22 protein-coding genes, 3 tRNA genes and 1 pseudogene are annotated in these 25,460 nt (G+C 72.7%); 11 read left to right on the plus strand and 15 right to left on the minus strand.

What is annotated here, in order from left to right:
* The first annotated feature begins 10 nt into the window (after nucleotides 1–10).
* The gene (locus ACIBVL_RS09335; protein WP_399094390.1) at nucleotides 11–574 is read left to right on the plus strand and encodes a putative glycolipid-binding domain-containing protein; all 564 of its coding nucleotides are present in this window, start codon (nucleotides 11–13) and stop codon (nucleotides 572–574) included.
* A gap of 41 nt (nucleotides 575–615) precedes the next feature.
* The gene (locus ACIBVL_RS09340) at nucleotides 616–1,230 is read left to right on the plus strand and encodes a DinB family protein (protein WP_399094393.1); all 615 of its coding nucleotides are present in this window, start codon (nucleotides 616–618) and stop codon (nucleotides 1,228–1,230) included.
* On the opposite strand, the gene ACIBVL_RS09345 is transcribed toward ACIBVL_RS09340, so the two are convergent.
* Nucleotides 1,227–2,867, minus strand: a complete 1,641-nt coding sequence (locus tag ACIBVL_RS09345; protein WP_399094396.1) for an ABC-F family ATP-binding cassette domain-containing protein — start codon at nucleotides 2,865–2,867, stop codon at nucleotides 1,227–1,229. The two genes, ACIBVL_RS09340 and ACIBVL_RS09345, sit on opposite strands and share 4 nt — an antisense overlap.
* A 71-nt stretch (nucleotides 2,868–2,938) precedes the next feature.
* On the opposite strand from ACIBVL_RS09345, the gene ACIBVL_RS09350 reads away from it, so the two are divergent.
* The gene (locus ACIBVL_RS09350) at nucleotides 2,939–3,895 is read left to right on the plus strand and encodes an FAD-dependent oxidoreductase (protein ID WP_399094399.1); all 957 of its coding nucleotides are present in this window, start codon (nucleotides 2,939–2,941) and stop codon (nucleotides 3,893–3,895) included.
* A gap of 297 nt (nucleotides 3,896–4,192) precedes the next feature.
* Here ACIBVL_RS09350 and ACIBVL_RS09355 read toward each other — a convergent pair.
* The 5 genes and pseudogenes from ACIBVL_RS09355 to ACIBVL_RS09375 form a co-directional block, all read right to left on the minus strand.
* Nucleotides 4,193–4,351 (minus strand): annotated as a pseudogene (locus ACIBVL_RS09355) (adenosine kinase); the annotation flags it as partial.
* Nucleotides 4,348–4,836, minus strand: a complete 489-nt coding sequence (locus ACIBVL_RS09360; protein WP_399094402.1) for a macro domain-containing protein — start codon at nucleotides 4,834–4,836, stop codon at nucleotides 4,348–4,350. The gene ACIBVL_RS09360 and the pseudogene ACIBVL_RS09355, both read right to left, overlap by 4 nt.
* Nucleotides 4,837–4,948: 112 nt before the next feature.
* Nucleotides 4,949–7,126, minus strand: coding sequence for a 3-hydroxyacyl-CoA dehydrogenase NAD-binding domain-containing protein (locus ACIBVL_RS09365; RefSeq protein WP_399094405.1), 2,178 nt, complete (start codon nucleotides 7,124–7,126; stop codon nucleotides 4,949–4,951).
* Nucleotides 7,127–7,168: 42 nt separating this feature from the next.
* Nucleotides 7,169–8,383 (minus strand): acetyl-CoA C-acetyltransferase, encoded by a 1,215-nt coding sequence (locus ACIBVL_RS09370; RefSeq protein WP_399094408.1) that lies wholly within the window; start codon nucleotides 8,381–8,383, stop codon nucleotides 7,169–7,171.
* A 35-nt stretch (nucleotides 8,384–8,418) separates the two neighbouring features.
* The gene (locus ACIBVL_RS09375) at nucleotides 8,419–9,603 is read right to left on the minus strand and encodes a CaiB/BaiF CoA transferase family protein (RefSeq protein WP_399094411.1); all 1,185 of its coding nucleotides are present in this window, start codon (nucleotides 9,601–9,603) and stop codon (nucleotides 8,419–8,421) included.
* A gap of 210 nt (nucleotides 9,604–9,813) precedes the next feature.
* Here ACIBVL_RS09375 and ACIBVL_RS09380 point away from each other — a divergent pair, with 210 nt between their 5' ends.
* Entirely contained in the window at nucleotides 9,814–10,986 is a 1,173-nt protein-coding gene (locus ACIBVL_RS09380; protein ID WP_399094414.1) for a saccharopine dehydrogenase family protein, read from the plus strand.
* 70 nt (nucleotides 10,987–11,056) lie between these two features.
* Here ACIBVL_RS09380 and mmpA read toward each other — a convergent pair whose 3' ends face one another.
* From mmpA to ACIBVL_RS09400, 4 genes are all read right to left on the minus strand, one after another.
* A complete protein-coding gene (gene mmpA, locus ACIBVL_RS09385) occupies nucleotides 11,057–11,203 on the minus strand; it encodes a morphogenic membrane protein MmpA (RefSeq protein WP_399094878.1) in 147 nt (48 codons plus the stop codon).
* A 162-nt stretch (nucleotides 11,204–11,365) separates the two neighbouring features.
* Nucleotides 11,366–12,061 (minus strand): endonuclease V, encoded by a 696-nt coding sequence (locus ACIBVL_RS09390; RefSeq protein ID WP_399094417.1) that lies wholly within the window; start codon nucleotides 12,059–12,061, stop codon nucleotides 11,366–11,368.
* 63 nt (nucleotides 12,062–12,124) lie between these two features.
* Nucleotides 12,125–12,457, minus strand: a complete 333-nt coding sequence (locus ACIBVL_RS09395) for a plasmid stabilization protein (protein WP_399094420.1) — start codon at nucleotides 12,455–12,457, stop codon at nucleotides 12,125–12,127.
* A 46-nt stretch (nucleotides 12,458–12,503) separates the two neighbouring features.
* Nucleotides 12,504–13,616 (minus strand): WD40/YVTN/BNR-like repeat-containing protein, encoded by a 1,113-nt coding sequence (locus tag ACIBVL_RS09400; RefSeq protein WP_399094423.1) that lies wholly within the window; start codon nucleotides 13,614–13,616, stop codon nucleotides 12,504–12,506.
* Between the two features lie 223 nt (nucleotides 13,617–13,839).
* On the opposite strand from ACIBVL_RS09400, the gene ACIBVL_RS09405 reads away from it, so the two are divergent.
* From ACIBVL_RS09405 to ACIBVL_RS09425, 5 genes are all read left to right on the plus strand, one after another.
* Nucleotides 13,840–14,256 (plus strand): SsgA family sporulation/cell division regulator, encoded by a 417-nt coding sequence (locus ACIBVL_RS09405; protein ID WP_399094426.1) that lies wholly within the window; start codon nucleotides 13,840–13,842, stop codon nucleotides 14,254–14,256.
* 296 nt (nucleotides 14,257–14,552) lie between these two features.
* Nucleotides 14,553–16,175 (plus strand): ABC-F family ATP-binding cassette domain-containing protein, encoded by a 1,623-nt coding sequence (locus tag ACIBVL_RS09410; RefSeq protein ID WP_399094429.1) that lies wholly within the window; start codon nucleotides 14,553–14,555, stop codon nucleotides 16,173–16,175.
* Between the two features lie 160 nt (nucleotides 16,176–16,335).
* A complete protein-coding gene (ddaH, locus tag ACIBVL_RS09415; RefSeq protein ID WP_399094432.1) occupies nucleotides 16,336–17,112 on the plus strand; it encodes a dimethylargininase in 777 nt (258 codons plus the stop codon).
* A gap of 219 nt (nucleotides 17,113–17,331) precedes the next feature.
* On the plus strand, nucleotides 17,332–18,306 hold the full coding sequence (locus ACIBVL_RS09420; protein WP_399094435.1) for an acyl-ACP desaturase: 975 nt from the start codon (nucleotides 17,332–17,334) through the stop codon (nucleotides 18,304–18,306).
* Between the two features lie 67 nt (nucleotides 18,307–18,373).
* Nucleotides 18,374–19,210 (plus strand): hypothetical protein, encoded by an 837-nt coding sequence (locus ACIBVL_RS09425; protein ID WP_399094438.1) that lies wholly within the window; start codon nucleotides 18,374–18,376, stop codon nucleotides 19,208–19,210.
* Nucleotides 19,211–19,262: 52 nt separating this feature from the next.
* Here the strand turns inward: ACIBVL_RS09425 and ACIBVL_RS09430 are convergent.
* Nucleotides 19,263–19,345 (minus strand) — tRNA-Trp (locus ACIBVL_RS09430).
* 90 nt (nucleotides 19,346–19,435) lie between these two features.
* Here ACIBVL_RS09430 and ACIBVL_RS09435 point away from each other — a divergent pair.
* Nucleotides 19,436–20,836, plus strand: coding sequence for a hypothetical protein (locus ACIBVL_RS09435; protein WP_399094441.1), 1,401 nt, complete (start codon nucleotides 19,436–19,438; stop codon nucleotides 20,834–20,836).
* 38 nt (nucleotides 20,837–20,874) lie between these two features.
* Complete coding sequence (locus ACIBVL_RS09440; RefSeq protein ID WP_399094444.1) at nucleotides 20,875–22,668, plus strand: AAA family ATPase; 1,794 nt, start codon at nucleotides 20,875–20,877, stop codon at nucleotides 22,666–22,668.
* A gap of 19 nt (nucleotides 22,669–22,687) precedes the next feature.
* Here the strand turns inward: ACIBVL_RS09440 and ACIBVL_RS09445 are convergent, their stop codons facing one another.
* The 4 genes from ACIBVL_RS09445 to ACIBVL_RS09460 form a co-directional block, all read right to left on the minus strand.
* Nucleotides 22,688–23,875 (minus strand): ribonuclease inhibitor, encoded by a 1,188-nt coding sequence (locus ACIBVL_RS09445; protein ID WP_399094447.1) that lies wholly within the window; start codon nucleotides 23,873–23,875, stop codon nucleotides 22,688–22,690.
* Nucleotides 23,872–25,236 (minus strand): SDR family NAD(P)-dependent oxidoreductase, encoded by a 1,365-nt coding sequence (locus tag ACIBVL_RS09450; protein ID WP_399094450.1) that lies wholly within the window; start codon nucleotides 25,234–25,236, stop codon nucleotides 23,872–23,874. Before ACIBVL_RS09450 ends, ACIBVL_RS09445 begins: the two co-directional genes overlap by 4 nt.
* Nucleotides 25,237–25,264: 28 nt before the next feature.
* A tRNA-Asp gene (locus tag ACIBVL_RS09455) sits at nucleotides 25,265–25,336 on the minus strand.
* Between the two features lie 9 nt (nucleotides 25,337–25,345).
* Nucleotides 25,346–25,416, minus strand: a tRNA-Ser gene (locus ACIBVL_RS09460).
* Between the last annotated feature and the right edge of the window lie 44 nt (nucleotides 25,417–25,460).

Here is a 25,460-nt window from a genome sequence, read left to right on the forward strand (position 1 = left end):
CAGTGACGGTATGAGCACTTCACGTGTCCTCACCTGGAACGTCATGGCGAGCGGCGGTTACGAGACCGCGTGGACCGAGACCGGCGGGGGTGTACTGCGCGCGCGGGGGCGTGCGGTCGGGACGGTCCCGGAGCCGTACTGGGTGTCGTACGACCTCGACACCGGTCCGGGCTTCGTGACGCGGCGACTGCGGGTGACCGTCGAGACGGCCGGGCGGACCAGGACGCTCGATCTGCGGCACGACGGGCACGGCGGCTGGACGGCCGACGGGGAGCGGCTGCCCGGGTTCCGGGAGGCCGTCGACTGCGATCTGGGCCTGTGCCCCCTCACCAACACCATGCCGGTGCTCCGGCACGGGCTGCACCGGGGGCCCGGCGAGCGGCGGTTGCTGATGGCGTGGGTGTCGGTGCCGGCGCTGACCGTGCGGCCGTCGTGGCAGACGTACACGTATCTCGGGGCGGGCGAGCGGGGCGCTCGGGTCCGGTTCGTCTCAGGGACCTTCCGCAGTGAGGTCGAGTTCGACGCGGAGGGGTTCGTCGTCGACTACCCCGGGCTGGCGACCCGCCTCTCCTGAAAACCGGTTGTCGGAGATCTTGAAGTCGACAGACTGATCGTATGACCGACCGCGATCCCAAGACCGATCTCCGGACGTATCTGCGGGATGCCCGCGACGCGCTGCTCTGGAAGCTCGACGGGCTGTCCGAGTACGACGTACGCCGTCCCATGACGCCCACCGGCACCAATCTGCTGGGCCTGGTCAAGCACGTCGCGGGAGCCGAGGCGCTGTACTTCGGGGCGGCCTACGGCCGGCCGTTCGAGGGCCCACCGCTGTGGATCACCGGGGACGCCGAGCCGAACGCCGACCTGTGGGCGAGGTCCGACGAGACACGCGAGGACATCGTCGGACTCTACCGGCGGGCCTGTGCGCACGCGGACGAGACGATCGCGGCGCTGCCCCTGGACGCGGTCGGCCGCATCCCCGGGGGCGGCGAACTGACCCTGCATCACAGCCTCACCCACATGATCGCCGAAACCCAGCGGCACGCCGGGCACGCCGACATCGTGCGGGAGCTGATCGACGGAGCGGTCGGACAGCGGCCCCGCGGGCTCAACACGCCCGACCGGGACGCTTCTTGGTGGGACGCCCACCGGGAGCGTGTGGAGCGGGCCGCGCGGGACGCCGGCCAGGGCCTGTCCGGCGGATCACGCCTGCCGGGACAGGACACCTAGCGTTCCGTCACCTTGCCGTCCGCGACTTCCAGCCGTCGGGTGACCCGGACCGCGTCCAGCATGCGGCGGTCGTGGGTGACCAGGAGGAGGGTGCCCTCGTAGGCGTCGAGGGCCGACTCCAGCTGCTCGATCGCCGGGAGGTCGAGGTGGTTCGTGGGCTCGTCGAGGACGAGGAGGTTGACGCCCCGGCCCTGGAGCAGGGCGAGGGCGGCGCGGGTGCGTTCGCCGGGTGACAGGGTGGCGGCGGGGCGCAGCACATGGTCCGTCTTCAGGCCGAACTTGGCCAGCAGGGTGCGGACCTCGACCGGTTCGGTGTCGGGGACGGCCGCGCGGAACGCGTCCAGCAGCGACTCGGAGCCGTGGAACAGCTTGCGTGCCTGGTCCACCTCGCCGACCAGGACGCCCGAGCCGAGCGCCGCGTGGCCGGCGTCCAGCGGGATCCGGCCGAGGAGCGCGCCGAGCAGCGTCGACTTGCCGGCGCCGTTCGCGCCGGTGACCGCGACCCGGTCCGCCCAGTCGATCTGCAGGGTGACCGGGCCGAAGGTGCAGCCGTCGCGGCGCACCTCCGCGTCGCGAAGGGTGGCGACCACGGCGCCGGAGCGCGGGGCGGCCGCGATCTCCATGTGCAGCTCCCACTCCTTGCGGGGCTCCTCGACGACCTCCAGTCGTTCGATCATGCGCTGGGTCTGCCGGGCCTTCGCGGCCTGCTTCTCGCTGGCCTCGCTGCGGAACTTGCGGCCGATCTTGTCGTTGTCGTTGCCCGCCTTGCGGCGCGCGTTCTTCACGCCCTTGTCCATCCAGGAACGCTGGACCTGTGCACGGTCCTGGAGTGCCGCCTTCTTGTCGGCGTACTCCTCGAAGTCCTCGCGGGCGTGCCGGCGGGCCACGTCCCGCTCCTCCAGGTAGGCGTCGTAGCCACCGCCGTAGAGGTTGATCCGCTGCTGGGCGAGGTCGAGTTCGAGCACCTTGGTGACGGTGCGGGTGAGGAACTCGCGGTCGTGGCTGACGACGACGGTGCCGGCGCGCAGACCGGTCACGAAGCGTTCGAGGCGCTCCAGGCCGTCCAGGTCGAGGTCGTTGGTGGGCTCGTCGAGGAGGAAGACGTCGTAGCGGGAGAGAAGGAGGGAGGCGAGGCCCGCGCGGGCGGCCTGGCCGCCGGACAGGGACGTCATCGGCTGGTCCAGGCCGACGCCGAGACCGAGGGAGTCGGCGATCTCCTCGGCCCGCTCGTCGAGGTCGGCGCCGCCGAGGGCGAGCCAGCGCTCCAGGCTCGTCGCATACGCGTCGTCGGCGCCCGGGGCCCCGTCGACCAGGGCCTGGGTCGCCTCGTCCATGGCGTGCTGCGCCTCGGCGACGCCGGTGCGGCGGGCCAGGAACTCCCGGACGGTCTCGCCGGGGCGGCGCTCCGGCTCCTGGGGCAGGTGGCCGACCGTCGCGGTCGGCGGGGAGAGCCTCAGCTCGCCCTGCTCGGGCGCGGTGAGCCCGGCGAGCAGCTTCAGCAGGGTGGACTTGCCCGCGCCGTTGGCACCGACCAGCCCGATCACGTCACCGGGGGCGACGACGAGGTCGAGCCCGGAGAAGAGGGAGCGGTCGCCGTGCCCGGCGGCGAGGTTCTTGGCGACGAGGGTGGCAGTCATCAGATCGTAGATCTTAGTGCCGCGGTTCGCGCCCCGTCGCCGTCCCGGGTGCGGTCGGTTACCGTCCGGACGTGAACAGTCAGAGGAACGGCGAAGTCGTCGTGGTGGGCGGCGGGGTCATCGGGCTGGCGACGGCCGTCGTCCTCGCCGAGCGCGGCCGGCGGGTGCGGCTGTGGACGCGGGAGCCGGCCGAGCGGACCACCTCGGCCGTCGCGGGCGCGCTGTGGTGGCCTTACCACATCGAGCCGATGGCGTCGGCGCGGGCCTGGGCGCTGCGCTCCCTGGAGGTGTACGAGGAGCTGGCCGGGCGGCCCGAGGCGACCGGGGTGCGCCTGGTCGACGGGGCGATGGGCGGGGCCGACCTGGCGGACGTCGAGGGCTGGGCGGCGGGCCGACTGGGCGTGCTGCGCCGGGCCACCGCGCGGGAGTACGGGGCCGGGACAGCCGTATGGGCGCGGTTGCCGTTGATCGACATGGCGGTGCATCTGCCGTGGCTGCGGGAGCGGTTGCTGCGGGCGGGCGGCACGGTGGAGGAGCGGACCGTGTCCGACCTGGCGGAGGCCGATGCGCCGGTCGTGGTCAACTGCACGGGGCTGGGCGCCCGTGACCTGGTCGCGGACCCCTTGGTGCGGCCCGTGCGCGGGCAGCTGGTGGTCGTGGAGAACCCCGGTGTGCGCACCTGGACCGTCTCCACCACCCGCGAGGGGGAGATGGCCTACCTCTTCCCCCAGCCGGGGCGGCTGCTGCTGGGCGGCACGGCCGACGACGGCGCGTGGTCCCTGGAGCCGGATCCGGCAGTGGCGGAGGCGATCGTACGGCGCTGTGCCGCGCTGCGGCCGGAGGTGGCCGGGGCGCGGGTCCTGGAGCACCGGGTGGGTCTGCGGCCGGCCCGGCCGGCGGTGCGGCTGGAGCGGGAGGTACTGCCGGACGGGCGGGTGAGGGTGCACCACTACGGGCACGGTGGGGCGGGCGTGACGGTGGCCTGGGGATGCGCGGAGGAGGCGGCCCGGCTGGCCGCCCCCTTCTAGAGGGCGTGTTGCGAAAATGGTGTCGGCCTCCCGGCGACCGGACGGGACTTCCGAAACACGCCCCGGAGGACCGTCCCAAGGGATCCGGTACGTCTGGGGCGGTACGCGTACGCCGTCCAGGCGACCGGCATCCGGTGTCGCCGTCGGTGGTGCGGCCGTGGCCGCGGCGAACGCGACGGCGCCGCCGACGAACGGGAGCCGGGCCGAGGTGCGGGCGAGGTCCAGGGTGAGGGTCGGGGTGTCGGCGGGCGGGTCGATGAGGTCCTTGTCGGTACCGGCGACGATCAGCGCCACGGCGAGGCCCAGCGCCACGAAGTCGCCGGTCTGCCCGGCACGGGTGTGGATCCCGCTGTCGATCATGTAACTGTCGGCGTACGGGAGCGGCAGCTCCGGCACCCGGACGATCGTGTCCACACCCGAGCCGCCCAGGACGAGAACGTCGGTCTCACGTCTCAACTCCGGCCCTCCCCGTGGTCGTACACCCGCACCGAGATCCCCCGCCGGACCAGCCGCTCGATGATCAGCGGTTCCACCCGGGACCACTTGCCGCCGGCCAAGCCGCAGCCTATCCGTGGCATGTGCACCGACGCGTCGAGCTCGACGACCCGGTCGGCCAGCCGGCCCAGTGCCGTGTCGATCGCCTCGTAGCGCACGGGGACACCCTTGCTGCCCGTGCGGATGCCGCGCTGGCCCACCATGTTGGCGACCCAGACGTCCGGCTTCACCTGGACCAACTGCACGGCGCCCAGGCCGAAGTCGTTCGAGGCGCGTTCGCGGTGCCAGGCGCGGTACGCCGCCTCCGGCTCCGGCCAGCGGCGCGAGAGTGCCAGGACGAAGCCCTTTCCCCATCCCCCGATGTCGTTGCAGACATGGGCGATCACCTTGGTGCCCTTCACGGAGGGAACGGTGGCGTCGCCCCGGACATAAGTGATCTCCGGCATGACGCCACCGTAGGCGATGCCACTGACAGCGGCCGTGAGCTGCTACTTCGTCAGGCCGACGAGGGCCTGGTCGCCTTGGACACATGCCCTCCCAGACCGGGAGGGTGGTGGGTCAGCGGGCGTCGGTGAAGATCTCCCCCCGCTCCGCCTTCTCCACCAGCAGCGCGGGCGGGGTGAAGCGGTCGCCGTAGCGCTCGGCGAGTGCACGCGCGCGTGCCACGAATCCGGGGAGTCCGCCGTCGTAGCCGTTGATGTACTGCAGCACCCCGCCGGTCCAGCCGGGGAAGCCGATGCCGAACAGGGAGCCGATGTTGGCGTCGGCGACGGAGGTCAGGACGCCCTCCTCCAGGAGCCTGACGGTGTCGAGGGCCTCGGCGAAGAGCATGCGTTCCTGCATGTCCTCGAAGGGGATCTCGGCGCCCGCGCGCGTGAAGTGCTCGCGCAGCCCCGGCCACAGTCCGGCGCGCCGGCCGTCCTCGCCGTACTCGTAGAAGCCGGCTCCCCCGCTGCGGCCGGTGCGGCCGAACTCTTCGACCATGCGGTCGATGACGGCCTCGGCGGGGTGTCCGGGCCAGGTGCCGCCGGCCTCTTCCACGGCCCGCTTGGTCTCGTTGCGGATCTTGCGCGCGAGGGTGAGGGTCAGCTCGTCCATCAGGGACAGCACCTTGGCCGGATAGCCCGCCTGGGCGGCCGCCTGCTCCACCGAGGCGGGCTCGATGCCCTCGCCGACCATGGCGACGCCCTCGTTGATGAAGTGGCCGATCACCCGGGAGGTGAAGAAGCCGCGCGAGTCGTTGACGACGATCGGGGTCTTGTTGATCTGGCGGACCAGGTCGAAGGCGCGCGCGAGCGCCTCGTCGCCGGTGCGCTCGCCCCTGATGATCTCGACGAGCGGCATCTTGTCGACGGGCGAGAAGAAGTGCAGGCCGATGAAGTCGTCCTGTCGCTCGACGCCCTCGGCGAGGGCCGTGATGGGGAGGGTGGAGGTGTTGGAGCACAGCAGGGCGTCGGGAGCGACGATGTGCTCGATCTCCTGGAAGACCTTGTGCTTGAGGGCGGTGTCCTCGAAGACGGCCTCGATGACGGCGTCGCAGCCGGCCAGGTCCTGCGGGTCCGCGGTGGGTGTGATGCGGGCGAGCAGCGCGTCCGCCTTCTCCTGGGTCGTACGGCCGCGGGAGACCGCCTTGGCGCACAGCTTCTCGGAGTAGTCCTTGCCCTTGACGGCGGCCTCCAGGGAGACGTCCTTCAGGACGACCTCGATGCCCGCGCGGGCGCACGAGTAGGCGATGCCGGCGCCCATCATCCCGGCGCCCAGCACGGCCGCCCTGCGGACCCGGCGGGACTCGACGCCCTTGGGGCGGTTGACGCCGGAGTTGACGGCCTGGAGGTCGAAGAAGAAGGCCTGGATCATGTTCTTCGACGTCTGCCCGGCGGCCAACTCGACGAAATAGCGCGCCTCGATGACCTGGGCGGTCTCGAAGTCGACCTGGGCGCCCTCGACGGCCGCGGCGAGGATGTTGCGCGGGGCCGGGTAGGGGGCGCCGTTGGTCTGCTTGCGCAGGGTGGCCGGGAAGGCGGGCAGGTTGGCGGCGAACTTGGGGTGGGCGGGCGTGCCGCCGGGGATGCGGTAGCCCGGCCGGTCCCAGGGCTGCTGCGACTCGGGGTGGGCCTCGATGAAGGCGCGGGCCTTGGCCAGGAGTTCGTCCGGGGTGGTGGCCACCTCGTCGATCAGACCGTTCTCCAGGGCGCGCCGGGTGCTGTACTGGGTGCCCTGGAGGAGGACCTTCAGCAGGGCGTCGGCGATGCCCAGCAGGCGTACGCTGCGCACGACGCCGCCGCCTCCGGGGAGCAGCCCGAGGGTGACCTCGGGGCAGCCGAACTTCGCGCCGGGGGCGTCGAGGGCGACGCGGTGGTGGCAGGCGAGGGCGAGTTCGTAGCCGCCGCCCAGGGCCGCGCCGTTGAGGGCGGCGACGACGGGTTTGCCGAGGGTCTCGATGCGGCGGAGGTTGCGCTTCACCTCCAGGCCGCCGTCGAACAGCTCCTGGGCGCTCTCGGGGGTGACACGGATGAGTTCGCGCAGGTCGCCGCCGGCGAAGAAGGTCTTCTTGGCCGAGGTGAGGATGATGCCGCGGATGGTGTCCTTCTCGGCCTCCAGGCGGTCGGTGACCGCGGCGAGGGAGGCGCGGAAGGCCGCGTTCATGGTGTTCGCGGACTGGTCCGGGTCGTCGAGGACGAGGGTGACGAGGCCGGTGCGGTCCTGTTCCCAGCGGATGGTGGTGCTCTCGGTCATGACGGGGTCTCCGTAGAAGTCTCTGAGGTTCCGCTGGGGTGGTCAGACGCGCTCGACGACGGTGGCGATGCCCATGCCGCCGCCGACGCAGAGGGTCGCGAGGCCGTAGCGCTTGTCCTGGCGTTCGAGTTCGTCGACGAGCGAGCCGAGGATCATGGCGCCGGTTGCGCCGAGGGGGTGGCCCAGGGCGATGGCGCCGCCGTTGACGTTGACCTTGTCCAGGGACAGGCCCATGTCCTTCACGAAGCGCAGGACGACCGCCGCGAACGCCTCGTTGATCTCGACGAGGTCGATGTCGTCGATGGTCAGACCGGCCCTCCTCAGGGCCTTGCGGGTGGCGGGCGCGGGGCCGGTGAGCATGATGGTCGGCTCGGAGCCGGAGACGGCGGCGGAGACGATCCGCGCGCGGGGGGTGAGTCCGTGGCGCTCGCCGATCTCCTTGGAGCCGATCGCCACCAGGGAGGCGCCGTCGACGATGCCGGAGGAGTTGCCCGCGTGGTGCACGTGGTCGATCTTCTCCACCCAGTGGTACGTCTGCAGCGCCACCGCGTCGAAGCCGCCCAGCTCGCCGATGTCCGCGAAGGAGGGCTTCAGCCTGGCGAGGGAGTCGGCGGTGGTGCCCGGGCGCAGGTGCTCGTCGTGGTCGAGGACGACCAGACCGCTGCGGTCCTTCACCGGGACGACGGAGCGGTCGAAGCGGCCCTCCTTCCACGCCGTCGCCGCCCGTTCCTGCGACAGGGCCGCGTACTCGTCGACGTCCCGCCGCGAGAAGCCCTCGATGGTGGCGATGAGGTCGGCACCGATGCCCTGCGGCACGAAGTTGACGGACAGGTTCGTCATCGGGTCGTTGAACCAGGCACCGCCGTCCGAGGCCATCGGCACCCGGGACATCGACTCCACGCCACCGGCGAGGATCAGGTCCTCCCAGCCCGAACGGACCTTGGCGGCGGCCAGGTTGACGGCCTCCAGGCCCGAGGCGCAGAAGCGGTTCTCCTGCACGCCCGCCACCGTGTCGGGCAGTCCGGCCGCGATGGCCGCGATCCGTGCGATGTCGGAGCCCTGGTCCCCGACCGGGCCGACGACACCGAGCACGATGTCGTCGATCGCGGCCGGGTCGAGGCCCGGGAAGCGGGTGCGCAGTTCGTGGATGAGGCCGACGACGAGGTCGATGGGCTTCGTGCCGTGCAGGGCGCCGTTCGCCTTGCCGCGCCCGCGCGGGGTGCGGATCGCGTCGTACACGTACGCTTCGGTGCTCACTGGTCAAGCCTTTCGGGGAGGGTGGGCCGAACGGGTCAGTCGCCCTGGAGGGGGAGGTCGTCGACGGGGTCGCCGGAGGGGGCCTTCACGAGGTCCGTCGTCAGCCCGGGTATGTCCCAGTCGCGGGCCACCTCGCGCGTGTCGGCGCCGGGCCGCGCGGGACCGGAGCGGATCGCGGTGGGGGTGGCGGAGAAGCGGGGCGCGGGAGCCGGCTGGGTGATGCCGCCGTGGTCGGTGAACGTGCCGCGGGCGGCGAGGTGCGGGTGGTGCGGGGCCTCGCGCAGCGACAGTACGGGCGCCACGCAGGCGTCGGAGCCCTCGAAGAGCGCCGTCCACTCGTCCCGGGTGCGGGTCCTGAAGCGGGCGGCGACGGCCTCGCGCAGCTCTCCCCAGCGTGTCCAGTCCCTGCGGGCGTCGTGGAAGTCCGCGAGGCCCAGGACGGTCACGAACTCGTCGTAGAACTGCGGCTCCAGGGCGCCGACCGCCATGTACCCGCCGTCGGCGGTCTCGTAGGTGCCGTAGTACGGGCAGCCGCCGTCGAGGAGGTTGGCGGCGCGGCGGTCCTGCCAGCGGCCGGCGGCGAGCATGCCGTGGATCATCGCCGACAGATGGGCGGTGCCGTCGACGATGGCAGCGTCGACGACCTGGCCGGTGCCCGTCACGCGCGCGTGGTGGAGCGCGGCGAGGACGCCGACGACGAGGTAGAGGGAACCGCCGGCGTAATCGCCCAGCAGGTTGGCGGGGGCGGGCGGCGGTCCGTCCGGGGCGCCGATCATGCCGAGCGTGCCGGTCAGCGCGATGTAGGCGATGTCGTGTCCGGCGCGGTGGGCGAGTGGGCCCTCCTGGCCCCAGCCGGTCATCCGGCCGTAGACCAGCCGGGGGTTGCGGGCGTGGCAGTCCTCGGGGCCGACGCCGAGCCGCTCGGCGACGCCGGGCCGGTTGCCCTCGATCAGCACGTCGGCGCCGGCGGCCAGGTCGAGGACGCGCGCGGGGCCGTCCGGTGCCTTGAGGTCGACGACCACCGAGCGCTTGTTGCGGTTGGTGACGTCGTAGGCGGGATCGACGCCGAGGGAGGGACCGCCGGGGCGGTCCACGCGGACGACGTCGGCGCCGAGGTCGGCGAGGAGCATCGCGGCGAAGGGGCCGGGGCCGATCCCGGCGAGCTCCACCACGCGCACACCGGCGAGCGGGCCGTGCCCTGACGTGCGTCCCGTCGTCATCCAGCCCCCTTGCCGTGACACAACCGAAGTACCACCCGCGATGCTAAGAACGTGTTCCAATGGGCACAAGACCTGGGCGAGCAAGCGCTTAGCCACTGGGGAGCCCCAGGGGGCCCACCGCCGGCCTCCGTACTCCTCACGCTAGCCTCAGCCACCGACAGCGGCACGGGATGCGGGACCAACAGGTGGCACGAGCAGGCAAGGGGTGTCATGAGCAGGCTAAAGAGGACGGACCGTCCGTACGACATCGTGCTCTTCGGGGCGACCGGCTTCGTCGGAACGCTCACCGCGGAGTACCTCGCCGCCCATGCACCCCAGGGGCTGCGCTGGGCGATCGCCGGGCGCGGCGAGGAGAAGCTGGAGCGGCTGCGCGAGCGGCTGGGCGTGGAGGTCGGGGTGGTCCGGGCGGATGTCGCGGAGCCGGCCTCCCTGCGCGCCCTCGCGGAGCACGCGCGCGTGGTGGCCACGACGGTCGGCCCCTATGTGGAGTACGGCGAGGACCTGGTGGCCGCCTGCGCGGACACCGGTGCCGACTACCTGGATCTCAGCGGCGAACCGGAGTTCCTGGACCTGACGTACGTCCGGCACGACGCCCGCGCGCGGGAGACGGGTGCGCGGCTCGTGCACGCCGTCGGCTTCGACTCGGTCCCGCACGACCTGGGTGTGTACTTCACCGTCCGGCAGCTGCCGGAGGGCGTGCCGCTGACCGTGGACGGCTTCGTGACGGCCGACGCCGCTTTCTCGGGCGGGACGTTCGCCTCCGCGCTGGGCCAGTTCGCGCGCGGCCGGCAGGTGGCGGCCGCCGCGCGGGAGCGAGGACGGCACGAGCCGCGGCTGGTGGGCCGGCGGGCCTCGGCGCCGCTCGGCGTGCCCCGGTTCGCCCCCGAGGTCGGCGCCTGGGCACTGCCGCTGCCGACCGTGGACCCGCAGATCGTGCGCCGGTCGGCGAAGGCGCTGGAGCGCTACGGCCCGGACTTCCGCTACCGGCACTACGCGGCCGTACGGCGGCTGCCGGTCGCCCTGGGTGGGGTCGCGGCCGTCGGGACGGTCGTCGCGGCCGCTCAGCTGCCGCCCGCCCGGCGCTGGCTGTCGGACCGGCTCAGGCCCGGCGAGGGGCCCAGCGCCCAGAAGCGGGCCCGCAGCTGGTTCTCGGTCCGGTTCGTCGGCGAGGGCGGTGGCCGGCGGGTGTGCACGGAGGTCTCGGGCGGCGATCCCGGCTACGACGAGACGGCGAAGATGTTCGCCGAGGGCGCGCTGGCCCTGGCCCTCGACGACCTCCCCGCGACGGCGGGACAGGTCACGACGGCGGTCGCGATGGGCGACGCGCTGACCGAACGGCTGATCCGCGCGGGCATCCGCTTCCGGGTCGCGTCGCGTCGCTGAACCGGCCCTTCGGCCCCCGCCGCAGGGGCTCGTCCTCGCCGGGCCTCCAGGGCTCTCCACCCACAAGGCCTCACATCGGCCACTGGACGAGCGTGTAGATCATCCCGACGATCCAGCCGAGGCCCGCCAGGACGGCGAGGATCAGCGCGGCGTTCACGGCGCGCTCGACAGGCCGGTTCGGGTCGACGAGGGGCTTGGGGGCACGGTGCGTGGTCATGCGGTGCGTCGTCATGGGCACAGCCTCGCGGGCGGCGGGCGGGGCGCACATCCGTACGGATACTCAGACGACGTACTCAGAAGAGGTACTTCGGACGAGGTACACGGACGGCGTACTCGGACGGTGTACTCGACTTCCTCGGGGGCCTGCTCAGGAGACGGTTCAGGAGCGGGCCGTCGCCTCCCGAAGTGCCCCTCGGCACAGTGAGTCGGCCCTGCGGGTCGTCTCGGGGAGGCGGAACCGGGGGGTGAGCGCGAGGGTGTGGGCGCAGGCGTTCTCCACGGTGACGCGGTGGCCGACGGAGACGAAGACCGGCTTCACGCCCGCGCGGGTGCGCAGGGCCCGCCCGACCTCCTCGCCGTCCGCGAGCAGCGGCGAGGAGGATCCGCGCGGCGCGTCCGGGTCGTCGTAGGTGGCGGTGAACGGGTTCTTGGCGACGCCGATCGTGGGCAGGCCGGTGAGGACGCCGAGGTGGCAGGCGAGGCCGAAGCGGCGTGGGTGGGCGAGTCCGTAGCCGTCGCAGACGACCAGACCGGGCTCGCGAGGGAGGGCCTCGAGGGCGGCGAGCACGGTGGGGATCTCGCGGAAGGCGAGCAGGCCGGGCACGTACGGGAACGAGATCCGTCCGACGGCGGTGGCCTCGGCGACGACCTCGAGGCTCGCCGCGTCCAGCACGACGGCCGCGGCCGCGACGACGTCCCGCTCGTCGTCGTAGGCGACGTCGACCCCCGTGACGTGTCCCGTGCCGGGCCGGGGCCCCGTTTCGTCGAGCACCAGTCGGGCCCGCAGCTCGTCCTGGACGGCGCGGGCCTCTTCATCCGTCGCGGGCCAGCCCGCGGGAACGCTTACGGTCGTCATGGTGAGGACGAGCGTACGGCCCCCGCGCGCGGGCCCGCGATCAGGTCTCCCGGCGGCGGCCCGTCAGCTCTTCTTGCTGTCGAGGGCGCGCTGCAGCTGGCTCTTGTTCATGTCCGAACGGCCCTTGATGCCTCGCTGCTTGGCCTCCTCGTAGAGCTGGTCGTACGTCGGCCCCTGGGAACCCTTGCCGGAGCGCTGCCCGCCCCGCTTGCCGGACGACATGTCCTGGGTGGAGGTACGGCTGGCGGTCTTCGACTCGCCGGACCGGGCGCGTTCCTTGTTGACCGTCCGTGCGGCGATCTCCTTGGCGCGCCCGGCGCTCTCGCCCCGGTCCTGCGCGCTCTCCTTGATGTGCTCGTACTGGCGCTCCCGCTTGGGGCTGGAACCGCGTGGCATGTGCGCTCACTCCCTTCCTGTGCGCGGTCCGAGTACCCCGAAACGGTCAGTTCTCCAGGCGTGCCACACGCCCTTGTTCACCGGCGGCCCAGCAGCCCAGGCCGGGGGCGCAGTCCACGGTGTCGTAGGAGCCGGTGTCGAGGGTGCGCCAGGTGCGGCCGGCGTCGGTGGTCAGATCGGTGCCGGTGGGGCCGACGGCGAGGGCGGCGGTGCGGCTGTGCGGGAGCCAGGTCACGCCGGAGCGGTAGGCGGGCGGCGGGGTTGCGGCGCGGCGCCAGGTGCGGCCGGCGTCGCCGGTGGTGGCGGCGGACCGCGGGGAGGGCTGGTCGGCGCGGTAGTCGCCGCCGACGGCGAGACCGTGCGTGCGGTCGCGGAAGGCGAGCGCGAACACCCCGCGCGCGGGATCGCCCGCCGGGACGGGGGTGTCGGTGGCCGTCCAGGTCAGTCCCCGGTCGGAGGAGTGCAGTACACGCGCGCGTGCGGCTCCACCGGTGGCCAGCCACACGTCCCTCGGCCCGGAGGAGACCAGGCACTGACCACTGGCCGCGAAGCCCGCCTCGCCGTCCAGGGCGGCCGGCATGCCCGTGTTCGGCAGGACCTTCCAGGAGCGGCCTCCGTCACGGGTCGACAGGATGCGGAAGGTGCCGTCCACCGGGTCGCTCATGGCGAGGCCGTGGCGGCGGTCGAAGAAGGTCAGGCAGTCGTAGAAGGCCTTCGCGTCGGTGTTGCGGAAGGACTCCGTCCAGGTCGCGCCGCCGTCGTCGGTGCGGTACACGCGCGAGGCCTCGCCCTCGCCTGTCGCCAGCACCACCGCGCGGCGCGCGTCGAACGCCTCGATGTCCCGGAACTGCAGCTCGGCGGCGCCGGGCGGGGAGACGTTCCGCCAGGTCGCCCCGCCGTCGGTGGTGCGCAGGACGGTGCCCTGGGTACCGGAGACCCAGGCGGTGTGCCGGTCGACCGCGGACAGCCCGCGGAAGCGTACGGAGGGGGCGCCCGTGTCCTTGAGGGCCCAGTGCGGATCGCCGTGGGCCTGGGCCTGGGCCGGAACGGCGGTCGGCGCGGCCAGCGCCACCCCGGCGGCCACCGCGGCCGCCCATGCCCTCCCCCGTGCTGTTCTTACCGTCCTTACCGTGCGTCGCGTCTTCCCCAAGCGCCTCATGGCGGGCGAAGCTAGCCCATGGCCCCGGTGGCGTCCAGAGGCCCCCGATCTCCCCAACCGCCTTATGGCGCACGGGAGGAGAGGTGGGTCACTCGCGTGCATGAACGCGGTGACCGAGGTCACTCGGAATCGGTGTGCACGGATCGGCCGGTTCCAGCGTCTCTTCCAGTGTCCGGTCCCACCCGCCCGGAAGCCCGTCCGTCGTCAGCAAGGGAGCAAGGCGTTGTCCACCGTCATCGAGCAGCCCGTAGAGGCCCGCCTGGTCGCCGCCGCGCCTCGGATGCCGAGCATCCCCGCCATGCTCCACTACGACCGGAGCGACCCGTTCGCCGTCCGTATGACCTTCCCCGCCCCGGCGACCCTGGAGGGCGTCGACGTCTGCTGGACCTTCGCCCGCGAGCTGCTCGCCGCCGGCCTCGACGAGCCCGAGGGCCACGGCGACGTCCGCGTCCGCCCCTACGGGTACGACCGTACGGTCCTGGAGTTCCACGCCCCCGAGGGCACCGCCGTCGTGCACGTGCACTCATCGGACATCCGCCGCTTCCTGCGGGCCACGAGCGATCTGGTCCCCGCCGGTCTGGAGCACCTCCAGCTCGACCTGGACCACGACCTGGCGGAGCTGATGCGGGACGCCTGCTGACCGATCCCTCCGCCGGCCGCCTTTTTTAATCCTTTGACAGCCCCGTCGGCCCCCTTCTAGCGTCTGTGGCGGTCCTGTTGCCGTCGATTGGAGAAGGACGTTGCTCGTCTGAGGTCCTGAGACACCACGCCCCACGGGAGACGTGTGGGCGCTGCGTGCGACCTCGGCGTTCGAGCCGTCCTTGCGCAACAGGGCTCTTCGCATGCCCCGCGCTTCCCGCTCCCGCGGTGGTCGCCGCCCTCCGGTGTCTCGACACGCGTCTGTCCCTGACCGCACGCGCAACCGCGAGGCCCGCTTTGACACGATCCGTCACCTGTTCCGCCCTTTCCTTCTCCTGGCCCGACGGCAGCCCCGTCTTCGACGGCCTGGACGTCGCCTTCGGCCCCGGCCGCACCGGGCTCGTCGGCGTCAACGGCTCCGGGAAGTCCACCCTGCTGAAACTGATCGCCGGCCAGCTGGCCCCGGCCGACGGCCTCGTCCGGGTCGCGGGCGAGGTCGGCTACCTGCCGCAGAACGTCACGCTCGACACGGGACTGAGGGTCGACGAGGCCCTCGGTGTCGCCGCACAGCGCGCCGCCCTGCACGCCATCGAGGCCGGGGACACCTCGGAGGAGCACTTCGAGACCGTCGGCGACGACTGGGACGTGGAGGAGCGCGCACTGGCCGCACTCGGCGAACTCGGCCTCGGCCATGTCGACCTCGACCGCACCATCGGCGAGGTGTCGGGCGGCGAGTCCGTGCTGCTGCGGCTGGCGGCGCTGCTGCTGCGCCGCCCGGACGTCCTGCTGCTCGACGAGCCGACCAACAACCTCGACCTGTACGCGCGGCGCCGGCTGTACGCGGCCGTCGCGTCCTGGCCCGGCGTGCTGGTCGTGGTCAGCCACGACCGTGAACTGCTGGACCTCGTCGACCAGATCGCCGATCTGCGCGCCGGGGAGATCACCTGGTACGGCGGCAACTTCTCCGCCTACGAGGAGGCCCTCGCCACCGAGCAGGAGGCCGCCGAGCGCATGGTGCGGGTCGCCGAGGCCGATCTGCGCAAGCAGAAGCGCGAACTGGCCGACGCCCAGGTCAAACTGGCCCGCCGCAAACGGTACGGGCAGAAGATGTGGGAGCAGAAGCGCGAGCCGAAGATCGTCATGGGGGCGCGCAAGCGCGCGGCGCAGGAGTCCGCGGGCAAGCACCGCATCCTGCACGAGGAGAGACTCACCGAGGCGAGGGAACGACTCGACGAGGCAGTGGAGGCCGTACGGGACGACGACGAGATCCGCGTCGAGCTGCCGCACACGGCCGTCCCGCCGGGGCGTGACGTCCTCACCCTGCGGGACCTGGAGCTCGCGTACGGCGCGCGCGTGGCGGGCGGTTTCGACCTGCGCGGCCCGGAGCGGGTGGCGCTGGTCGGCCGCAACGGCGCGGGCAAGACGACCCTGCTGCGCACCATCGCCGGGGAGCTGGCCCCGGTCGCGGGCGAGGCGCACGCGCACGTACCGCTGCGATTCCTGCCGCAGCGCCTGGACGTCCTCGACGGCGAGCTGACCGTCGCCGAGAACGTGGCGCGCCTCGCGCCGGGCGCCACCAACAACCGGATCCGGGCGCGGCTGGCCCGCTTCCTGTTCCGGGGCTCCCGCGCCGACCAGAAGGCCGGGACGCTGTCCGGCGGGGAGCGCTTCCGGGCGGCCCTGGCGGCGCTGATGCTGGCCGAGCCGGCCCCGCAGCTGCTGATGCTGGACGAGCCGACGAACAACCTCGACATGGCGAGCGTGCGGCAGCTCACCACGGCTCTGGAGTCCTACGAGGGTGCCCTGATCGTGGCCAGTCACGATCTGCCGTTCCTGGAATCGGTCGGGATCACGCGCTGGCTGCTGCTGGACGGGGAGTTGAGGGAGACCAGTCTCGAGGAGGTGGCCGACCCGGCGTAGGCCGGGGGTCTCAGGAGGGGCACAGGCGGGCGACAGGGGTTTTGTCCTGGTGGACCGGCACTGCATGATGGCGGACCGGCGCCGTGTCAGGGGCGCCGGTCGGGCCTGTGGCGTGATCCGCCGGGCCGGCCCGCGCCACCGCCGATTCGGAGACCTGTCCGTGCCCAGCAAGAAGGCCCTCATCCGCCGCCCCAGCCCGCGCCTCGACGAAGGCCTGGTGACGCACGTCGAGCGGGAGAAGGTCGACGTGGACCTCGCCCTGGAGCAGTGGGAGGCGTACGCGGAGGCGCTGCGCGCGCACGGCTGGGAGACGATCGAGGTCGACCCGGCCGACGACTGCCCGGACTCCGTGTTCGTCGAGGACACGGTGGTCATGTACAAGAACGTCGCCCTGATCGCGCGCTCGGGCGCCGAGTCCCGGCGCGAGGAGACCGACGGCGTCGAGGAGGCCGTGGCCCGTCTGGGCTGCTCGGTCAACTGGATCTGGGAGCCGGGCACGCTGGACGGCGGCGATGTGCTGAAGATCGGCGACACGCTCTACGTCGGCCGGGGCGGGCGGACCAACGCCGCCGGGGTGCAGCAGGTGCGCGCCGCGTTCGAGCCGCTGGGGGCGCGGGTGGTCGCCGTACCGGTGAGCAAGGTGCTGCATCTGAAGTCGGCGGTCACGGCGCTGCCCGACGGCACGGCCGTCGGGCACATCCCCAAGGTGGACCGGCCCTCGCTGTTCCCGCGGTTCCTGTCGGTGCCCGAGGAGGCCGGATCGCACGTCGTGCTCCTGGGCGGCCCCAAGCTGCTCATGGCGGCGAGCGCGCCCCAGACGGCGGAACTCTTCGTCGATCTCGGGTTCGAGCCCGTGACGGTGGACATCAGCGAGTTCGAGAAGCTCGAGGGCTGTGTGACATGCCTCTCGGTGCGACTGCGGGACCTGTACGCCTGAGCGAGGGAACGGATCACCCTCGCAGCCCCGGGACCTGCGGTTCCCGGGGCCGTTTCGCATGTCCCGAAATGGCCGGTGGAGCACGGTTGATCAGCGGTCTTTACACCATTCTTAACCTACGGCTTCGTAACCTACGGGTTCGTAGCCTACGATCCCGTAAGTTCCGGTGCGATCCGCCGGAGTGTTCCGCTCCGCTTTTCCCGTCCCCTGGAGTACCTCGTGACGATCACCACCCCTCACCTCGGCAGCCCCGCCGTCTGGACCGACGCCAAGCTGCTGTACGCACTGGAGGAAGTGGTCGAGACCGAACTCAACCGGCATCTGAAGGTCGCCAAGGACTGGATGCCGCACGAGTACGTCCCCTGGAGCGACGCCCGCAACTTCCCCGGCCTCTTCGAGGACGGCGAGGCCTGGGACAAGGAGCAGTCCAAGGTCACCGAGATCGGCCGCATCGCGCTCGTGGTGAACCTCCTCACCGAGGACAACCTCCCCAGCTACCACCACGAGATCGCCAGCCTCTTCGGCCGGGACGGCGCCTGGGGCACCTGGGTGCACCGGTGGACCGCCGAGGAGGGCCGGCACGGCATCGTGATGCGCGACTACCTGCTCGCCTCCCGCGCGGTGGACCCGGACAAGCTGGAAGCCTTCCGCATGGCCCACATGAGCGAGGGCTTCGAGTCGGACAACCGCCACTCGATGCTGCACTCGGTCGCCTACGTCGCCTTCCAGGAGCTCGCGACCCGTATCTCGCACCGCAACACCGGCCACCAGTCCGGTGACCCGGTCTGCGACCGGATGCTGGCCCGCATCGCGACCGACGAGAACCTGCACATGGTCTTCTACCGGAACCTGCTCAAGGCCGCCTTCGAACTCGCCCCCGACCTCACCATGCAGGCCGTGCGGGACGTCGTCGTCAACTTCCGCATGCCCGGCCACGGCATGCCCGGCTTCGAGCGGTTCGCCGCCCAGATGGCGATCGGCGAGGTCTACAACATGCGCATCCACCACGACGACGTGCTCCAGCCCGTGCTGCGCCACCTGAAGGTCATGGAGATCGACGGCCTCGGCCCCGAGGGACAGCAGGCGCAGGACGAGCTGGGCCTGTTCATGGGCGGCCTGGACGCGGAGGCACTGAAGTTCGACGAGAAGCTGGCCGCCCGCAAGGCGCGGATGGCGGCGCGCGCCGGGGCGTGATCCGCGGCGTGCGGGGCGCATCGTATTGCCGGTGCGCCCTGTCGGTCGCCTGCGGCATCATGCCGCCATGCACTCCAGCGACACGGTCCAGCAGGCGGTCGGCTTCCTGCTCGGACTGACCGACGAGGACACCGCCGCCCGGATCCGGGCGCGCATCGGCCTGCCCGGGCGGGAGCACCGCGAGGCGGCCCGGTCCCGGCTGAACCGGGCGTGGAACTGGCCCGTCCTGCCGGCCTCCGTGGTGCTGTGGGTCCTGGAGCAGGACGACCCCCGGCTGAACGTCCTCGTGTGGCGCTTCGTCGGCACCGACCTCGGCCTGCGCCGGGCCCTCGCCCGCGGAGTGCCCTTCGGCCCCGGCCGCACGGACCCCGTGCCGGTGCGTTCCTCGTACGACGGCCAGGAACCCGAGATCCCCGAGAGCTACCTCCGTCACGGCCTCGTCGGCGCCCTGCGCCGGGCGGACTCCATGCCGAGCGCCCGCGCGGCCGGCTCCATGGTGCTGACCGGGGACGACTGGAGGACCGTCACCGCGGCCGACTCCGAGCGACCGCTGCCCGGCTACACGCGCTGGGTGCTGTCCGTGCGCCCGGACTGCCCGCCCGCGCTGCGCGCCCGGTTCGGCTCGCACCCCAAGTTCACGCACCGGCTGCGCCAGGCGGGCGTCCTCGAAGGCCCCGCCGAGTACGCCACGGCCCACGGCCCGGCGGTGCGTGTCCTGGAGATCCTGTCCCTGGGCCACCTGATGTTCCCGGCCCGCGTCCGCGACGCCGAGGACGCCCTGCGCCCGCTCGTACGGACCCACCTGGGCGCGCGCGAGGAGGCGTGGGCCGTGCTGGCCCAGCTGATCGGCACCTTCCACGGGACGGCACCCGAGCTGATGATGACGGCGGCGGCCATCGCGTGACCGCCGCGCGTGCCGGGCGTCGCCTGGCAGGCGGGGCCTGTCCGGCAGGCCCTGGGGGGCGGGGCGGCTGGATTCGAACCAGCGTGATCCAGTTTTGGAGACCGGTGCGGCTGCCTCTGCGCTACGACCCCGCCCTTGCCGCAGATCGTAATGCCTTGGCCCGTTGTCAGTGGGGCCTGCTACCAATGGACGTGCTGGGGGAAGCACGGCACGGGGGGACTTGACGTGGGGTACGGGGAGCAGCGGCGGCGTACGCCGGTGGTGGATCTGGCCGACCGCAGGGCGCTGGAGGCGTACCGGCCGGCGGATCCGGAGGTCGTCCGGGAGGCGCGGCGGCTGAAGGAGGCCGCGCTGCTGGACTTCGGGCTGACGGAGTCGGCGGTGGCGTCCTGGCTGTACGCGAAATGCCACCACCAGATCCCGACGACGGCGGTGGACACGGCGGCCGTGGTCGCCTCCGGCGACGGCACCTGCCTGCTGCTGTACAACCCGGACTTCGTCGTCCGACTCGGGCTGGAGGGCGTGAAGTTCGTCCTCTTCCACGAGGCGCGGCACCTGGTGCACCGGCATCTGCTGGCCGAGCCGGAGCTGCGCGAGGACCCGGTGTTCGAGCTGGCCGCCGAGGTGGCCGTCAACCATGTGGCGCTCGTCCGGCTGGGCCGCGAGGAACTTCCCCTCCTGGACGGCCGCCCGACGGGCGTCGACCCTCGGCGGGTGTACGACCTCTACGTCGAGGATCTGACGGCCCATGGGCTGGAGCCGGTGGCGTACGGGACGTTCGCCGAGACGGACATGCGGGTGTACGGCGAGCTGAAGCGGATGCGCCACCCGCCCGTCGTCGATCGGCGGCTCTGCGTGCACCTGGGGCATGGGATCCCCGCCGACCAGGAGACCGTCGACGCGGTGACGTCCTCGGCGCTGCTCAACTCCCTGCTGGCGGCCCGGCGCGGACACACCGGCGCGGAGCGGGAGCTGCTCGACCTGATCGGCCGCACCGAGGCCGACTCGGCGCGGGCCGCCCGCCTGTGGGGCAACCTGGGCGCGGGAGCGCTGCGCGGCGAGACCACGCGCACGCGTACGGTCCACTGGTGGCAGCGCTGGCTGGTCGACGTGCTCGGTTCGAGGCTGCGGGACGGCGAGCGGCTGGTGTACCCCAAGAAGCGGGGCGCGCTGCTGGCGGCGCTCGGCCAGGACCCGACGCTGGCGCGGCGCGGGCCGGTGCGGGACAAGGTGCTGGTCATCGCCTACGACACCTCGGGGTCGATGCCGGACCAGGTGATCCGCTGGCTCACCGAACTGGTCGGCCGGATCGACGGGGTGGAGGCGCACTGGCTGTCCTTCGACGCCGTCGTGATGCCGTTCGAGCCGGGCGAGCGGGTGTACGGCGGCGGCGGTACGAGCTTCCAGGTGGTCGCGGACCATGTGGAGGGGCGCACGGAGGTGAACGGCCGCCGTTTCGACGGGGATCCGGACGCGGTCGTCGTACTCACCGACGGCCACGCGCCGCCGATCACTCCCGCCGAGCCGGAGAAATGGATATGGCTGATCACCGAGCGCGGCCATGACTGGCCCGAGACGCACACCCCGGCGATGGCCTGCCATCGCGTGACCACGGGATCGCGGTAGGGCGACCCCTCGCGGCAACCGAGCACAGGACGCGGCACATGACCACGCAAGCACCCCAGCAGACCACCTCACGTCTCGAGTCCTTCATCGACGCCATGATCGACCTCGGCCAGACCGGGCAGATCTTCGGCGAGCACGGCATCGGCAAGACGTCGACGTTCTTCTCGTACCTCGGCCGCACCCGTCCGGACACCGAGCTGGTGTACGTGCCGGCCGCGAACCTGACGCCGGACGACCTGCTCGTCAACGCCCCGGTGCGCGACCCGCGCTCCGGTGAACTGGTGCTGCGCCAGCTGGTGATGAGCCAGCTGAAGCCGGGGCGGCCGTTCGTGCTGCTCATCGACGACTCGCTGCAGGCGGGCGACACCATCCAGTCGCAGCTGATGCAGATCGCCTGCGACTGGACGCTGGGCGAGCATGATCTGCGGGCCCTGGGCTGCGTCGGCGTCTTCCTCACGGACAACGAGTCGCTCACGGAGACCTCGGCCCGGCGCGGCGACCTGGCGCTGCTCGACCGGATGGTCACCCTGCGGATCACGGCGAACGACACGTCGTGGCGGCGGCATCTCGCGGCCACGTACCGCCCGTGGGATTTGCGTCCGGTGTTCGCCCTGTGGGCGTCCCTCTCCCCGGCGCTGCGCGAACTGCTGTCCCCGCGCACCCTCGACCACGTCCTGGCCAACGCGCGCGAGGGGTTCCCGCTGCGGTGGGGGCTGCCCCTGGTCGACGGCGAGCGGCTGCGGCTGGCCGAGCCGGGACCGGACGGCAGACCCGGGCAGAACCGCACGGCCGAGATCCTGGACCGTCTCGCGCAGACGCTGGGCGTGCCCAACCCGGCCACCGTCCCCGACCCGGTACGTCAGGTGGTGCGGGCGGCGCTGCGCAACCGCTGGACGGTGCTGCTGCAGGGCCCGCCCGGGTGCGGGAAGACGGAACTGGTGCGGGAGACGGTCCGGGAGGGGCTCGGCCGGGACGCCCTGTACTTCTCGCTGCCGGTGACGAACGTGGAGGACCTGTGCGCTCCGGTGCCGTCGCCGGACGGCACACTGGACAACCTGCTGGCGGCGCGGTTCACCGGGCCCGAGCCGAAGGCGATCGTGTGGGACGAGTACAACCGGCCCAAGGACAAGGCCGCGTTCGCCAAGCTGATGGAGATCACCCAGGAGTGGTCGCTGGCCGGGCGGCGGATCGAGAATCTCCGGGCCCAGATAGCCGTGCAGAACCCGCCGTACCACCTGGGCCGCAAGCTGCTGGTGTCGCGCAACAACATCGCCCAGGCGACCCGGTTCACGGCCTCCCTGGAGGTGGCGCCGGAGGACATCCCGGCCAACGAGTGGCTGCTGGAGCGGTACGGGACGGACGCCGAGACCGTCCTGGAGTGGTGGAAGCACGACATCGACGAGGAGGGCCGCGCCTGGATCACCAAGCGCACCCTGGAGCGGCTGATCAAGCTGCACCGGCGCGGGCTGCCGCTGGAGATGGCGACGGTCTACCTCGGGGACGGGGAGTACGCGCCCGTGCCGCTGACCGCCCTGATGGACCGCCTCCAGGGCCGCCAGGTCACCGGCCTGCGGGAACTCGCCCGGGACGCGGACGCGTGGGAGGCCCGGCTGCGCCGCGCCGCCGCGCAGTCCGACGAGGGCGGCAACGACAGTGACGTCGTCCACCAGATCCTCGCCAACGCCGAGTTGTCCCAGCTGCGCAGGCACCGGGCGGTGGTGGCCCGGCTGGTGGCCCATCTGCCGCCGAAGCTGCGGGCGACGTATCTGGTGGGGGCGTCGGAGAAGCAGCAGCGGTTCTGGATGGAGGTGTTCACGGGCCGGGGGCGCTGAGGGCGGCAGGCGAAGGCACTCACTCCTGCGGGCGTGCCGTGCGGTGCACGCTGCGTACGGCGGCCACGTCGGGCGGTAAGGCCGGGGGCGGGACATGGGCGCTGAGGGCGGCCAGACGGCGCTTGACGCTGGTGGCGACGCCCTGGCCGAGGACGAAGCGGGTGGCCGTGGTGGCGCGGGGCGCGTGGTCGAGGAGGCGGTGGGCCTCGCGGCTGCGCAGGCCCGTGTGGCGCAGGACCAGGTGGGCGAGGCGGTGCTCGCCGGCGGCCAGGGTCCGCGCGATGGCCTCGGCGGCCGCGAGGTCCAGCCGGTTGTCCGCCGCGCCGAGCACGCCCGCGGCCCGGACCCGGCCGAGGTCCAGCAGGGTGACCCCGGCCGCGGTGGCCACGCCCACCAGCCGGGCGGCGGCCTGCGGTCCGATGCCGTTGCTTGCGACGGACAGCCGGGTGAGCCGCCCGTACGGTGCCCGGGCCAGCGCCTGGGCGAGACGGAGGGCGCCGACGTCACCCAGTCGGGCGGCGGACACGTAGAGTTCGTCGACCGCCCCGGCGGCGATCACCGCGGCCAGCGCCTCGGCGCCCGGCTCGCCGAGCGGATTGCCGCCGACGAAGAGCCGCTCGATACGGCGTCCGTTGCCGGCGGCGGCCAGGAGCGCGTCGGCGAGGACGGCGACGCCCGCCGGGTCGAGGCCGGTCTGGACGAGGTCGAGGGTGCGCAGCGTCCGGGCGGACTCGATGAGTTCGGCCGCCGCCCGGCCTCCCTCGCCGCCCAGCGGGTTGCGTTTGAGCCAGACGCCCGTGACGACCTGCGGCGAGGCGCGCAGCTGGTCGGCGATGCGGCAGGCGCCGCCGGCGGTGATGCCGTTGCAGCCGAGGTAGAGCGTCTCGACCGGCGCGTCCGTGCCGGCCACGGCGGCGGCTCCGTCGTCACCGAGGGCGTCGGTGCCCAGCAGCAGATGGCGTACGGGCGACGGTCCGTCGGCCAGGGCGCGCGCGACCAGTGCGGCACCCCGCGCGCCCAGCCCTTGTTTGCACAGGTCCAGGCGGCCGTCCGGCAGCGCCGTCCCGGCCGCGAAGTCCAGCCGCTCCCCCGCCGTACGGCCGGCGCGCAGCCAGTCGAGCAGCGGGGCGAGATCGGCGAGGGGGCGCGGCACGACGTACGGCACCCCGGCGAAACCGGCCGGCTCCGCCACCGGGTCCTCGTTCACCACTCCGCCTCCCGGTAGTCCTTCAGGAACACGCCCGACACCGGGTCCCCGGCCTCGCCCCGCACGATCGGGTCGTACACCCGGGCCGCGCCGTCGACGATGTCGAGCGGGGTGCGGAAGCCGGCGCCCGCCATGCGGGCCTTCTTCGGCGCCGGGTTCTCGTCGGTGATCCAGCCGGTGTCGACGGCGCACATGTGGACGCCCCGGCCGGCGAGTTCGGCGGCGCTGGTGCGGGTGAGCATGTTGAGGGCCGCCTTGGCCATGTTGGTGTGCGGGTGCCCCGGCATCTTGTTGCGCACGGCGAACCGGCCCTCGACGGCGGTCACGTTGACGACGTACCGGCGCGGGTGCCGGGAGGCCAGCAGCAGTGGCAGCAGCCGGTCGCACAGCAGGGCGGGGGCGAGGGCGTTGACGAGCTGGGTCTCCAGGACCTCGGCGGGGTCGAGCGCGCCGAGCCGCGCCGACCAGGAGTTCTCCGGGGACGGGTCGGGCAGCAGACCGGCCTCGTCGGCCTCGCGCAGGGCCGCCGGCAGGGACGCGGCCCCGCCCTGGAGCATCCGCATCGGCGTGAACCCCGGAGCCCGCCGCGCCCCTTCGGGCAGCGCGTCGTACTCCCCGGCGGCCAGCAGGGCGTACGACTGAGGAGGGCGGCGTACGGTTTGTGCCGCGTTGTTGACGAGGATGTCGAGGGGCTCGCCCTCCGCGCGCAGTTCCTCGCACAGGCCGAGCACCTGGCGCGGGTCGCGCAGGTCGACGGCGAGGACCGTGAGCCGGTCCAGCCAGGTGTCGCTGCCCGGTTCGGCGCGGAAGCGGCGCACGGTGTCGTGCGGGAACCGGGAGGTGACCAGGACCTCCGCGCCGTCCCGCAGCATCATCGTGGCCAGCTGGAAGCCGATCTTCACCCGCCCGCCGGTGAGCAGGGCCCGACGGCCGCTCAGATCGGTGCTCAGCGCGCGGCGCGCGGTGTTGTCGGCGGCGCACTCCGGGCAGAGGCGGTGGTAGAAGGTGTCGACCTGTCGATACGGCGACTTGCAGACGTAGCAGGTGCGTGGCCGCCGGAAGAGGCCGCCTCCGCGGCCGGTGCCGGTGTCCGCGAGGGGTGCGTCCTCGCGCCGGTCCGGGGAGCCGGTCGCGGTCGCGGCCATCGCGGCGGCGTCCGCGGCGGACACCTCGGCGCCGCGGGCCTTGCGCCGCCGCAGCCGTCCGTCGCGCGCGAAGGACGCGGCGACCTGCTCGGCCCGCAGGCGTACGGGATCGTCGACGGGCAGGGCGCGCAACTTGCCCACCACTGTGTGGAAGGCGGCCAGATCCGTCTCGGTGACCGGTCCGGCGACCGCCGCCCCTGTGCTCTCCTCGCCCATCCGTCCCCGCCCCGTGCTCGCCGTATCGCGGTCCCGACCGGATTCGAACCGGCGTATCCACCCTGACAAGGTGGCGAGTCTGCCTCTGCTCTACGGGACCTCGCACGCATCCGGACGGCCGGATTCGAACCGGCGTACACGCCTGAGCAAGGCGGGCGCCTGCCTCTGCGCTACGTCCGGACGCGCTTCCGGATCTTAACCGCACCCCCGCGACGCGGTCTTGG

The sequence above is a fragment of the Streptomyces sp. NPDC049687 genome, assembly GCF_044465285.1.
In the GTDB taxonomy this organism is placed as follows: domain Bacteria; phylum Actinomycetota; class Actinomycetes; order Streptomycetales; family Streptomycetaceae; genus Streptomyces.

Bases quoted from the DNA above. Each gene is read 5' to 3' on its own strand.
- ACIBVL_RS09335 (WP_399094390.1), top strand. From the start codon at position 11: ATGAGCACTTCACGTGTCCTCACCTGGAACGTCATGGCGAGCGGCGGT.
- ACIBVL_RS09400 (WP_399094423.1), bottom strand. From the start codon at position 13,616: ATGAGGCGCTTGGGGAAGACGCGACGCACGGTAAGGACGGTAAGAACA.
- ACIBVL_RS09425 (WP_399094438.1), top strand. From the start codon at position 18,374: ATGCACTCCAGCGACACGGTCCAGCAGGCGGTCGGCTTCCTGCTCGGA.
- ACIBVL_RS09380 (WP_399094414.1), top strand. From the start codon at position 9,814: ATGAGCAGGCTAAAGAGGACGGACCGTCCGTACGACATCGTGCTCTTC.
- ACIBVL_RS09440 (WP_399094444.1), top strand. From the start codon at position 20,875: ATGACCACGCAAGCACCCCAGCAGACCACCTCACGTCTCGAGTCCTTC.
- mmpA (WP_399094878.1), bottom strand. From the start codon at position 11,203: ATGACCACGCACCGTGCCCCCAAGCCCCTCGTCGACCCGAACCGGCCT.
- ACIBVL_RS09395 (WP_399094420.1), bottom strand. From the start codon at position 12,457: ATGCCACGCGGTTCCAGCCCCAAGCGGGAGCGCCAGTACGAGCACATC.
- ACIBVL_RS09345 (WP_399094396.1), bottom strand. From the start codon at position 2,867: ATGACTGCCACCCTCGTCGCCAAGAACCTCGCCGCCGGGCACGGCGAC.
- ACIBVL_RS09340 (WP_399094393.1), top strand. From the start codon at position 616: ATGACCGACCGCGATCCCAAGACCGATCTCCGGACGTATCTGCGGGAT.
- ACIBVL_RS09390 (WP_399094417.1), bottom strand. From the start codon at position 12,061: ATGACGACCGTAAGCGTTCCCGCGGGCTGGCCCGCGACGGATGAAGAG.
- ACIBVL_RS09360 (WP_399094402.1), bottom strand. From the start codon at position 4,836: ATGCCGGAGATCACTTATGTCCGGGGCGACGCCACCGTTCCCTCCGTG.
- ACIBVL_RS09450 (WP_399094450.1), bottom strand. From the start codon at position 25,236: ATGGGCGAGGAGAGCACAGGGGCGGCGGTCGCCGGACCGGTCACCGAG.
- ACIBVL_RS09375 (WP_399094411.1), bottom strand. From the start codon at position 9,603: ATGACGACGGGACGCACGTCAGGGCACGGCCCGCTCGCCGGTGTGCGC.
- ACIBVL_RS09365 (WP_399094405.1), bottom strand. From the start codon at position 7,126: ATGACCGAGAGCACCACCATCCGCTGGGAACAGGACCGCACCGGCCTC.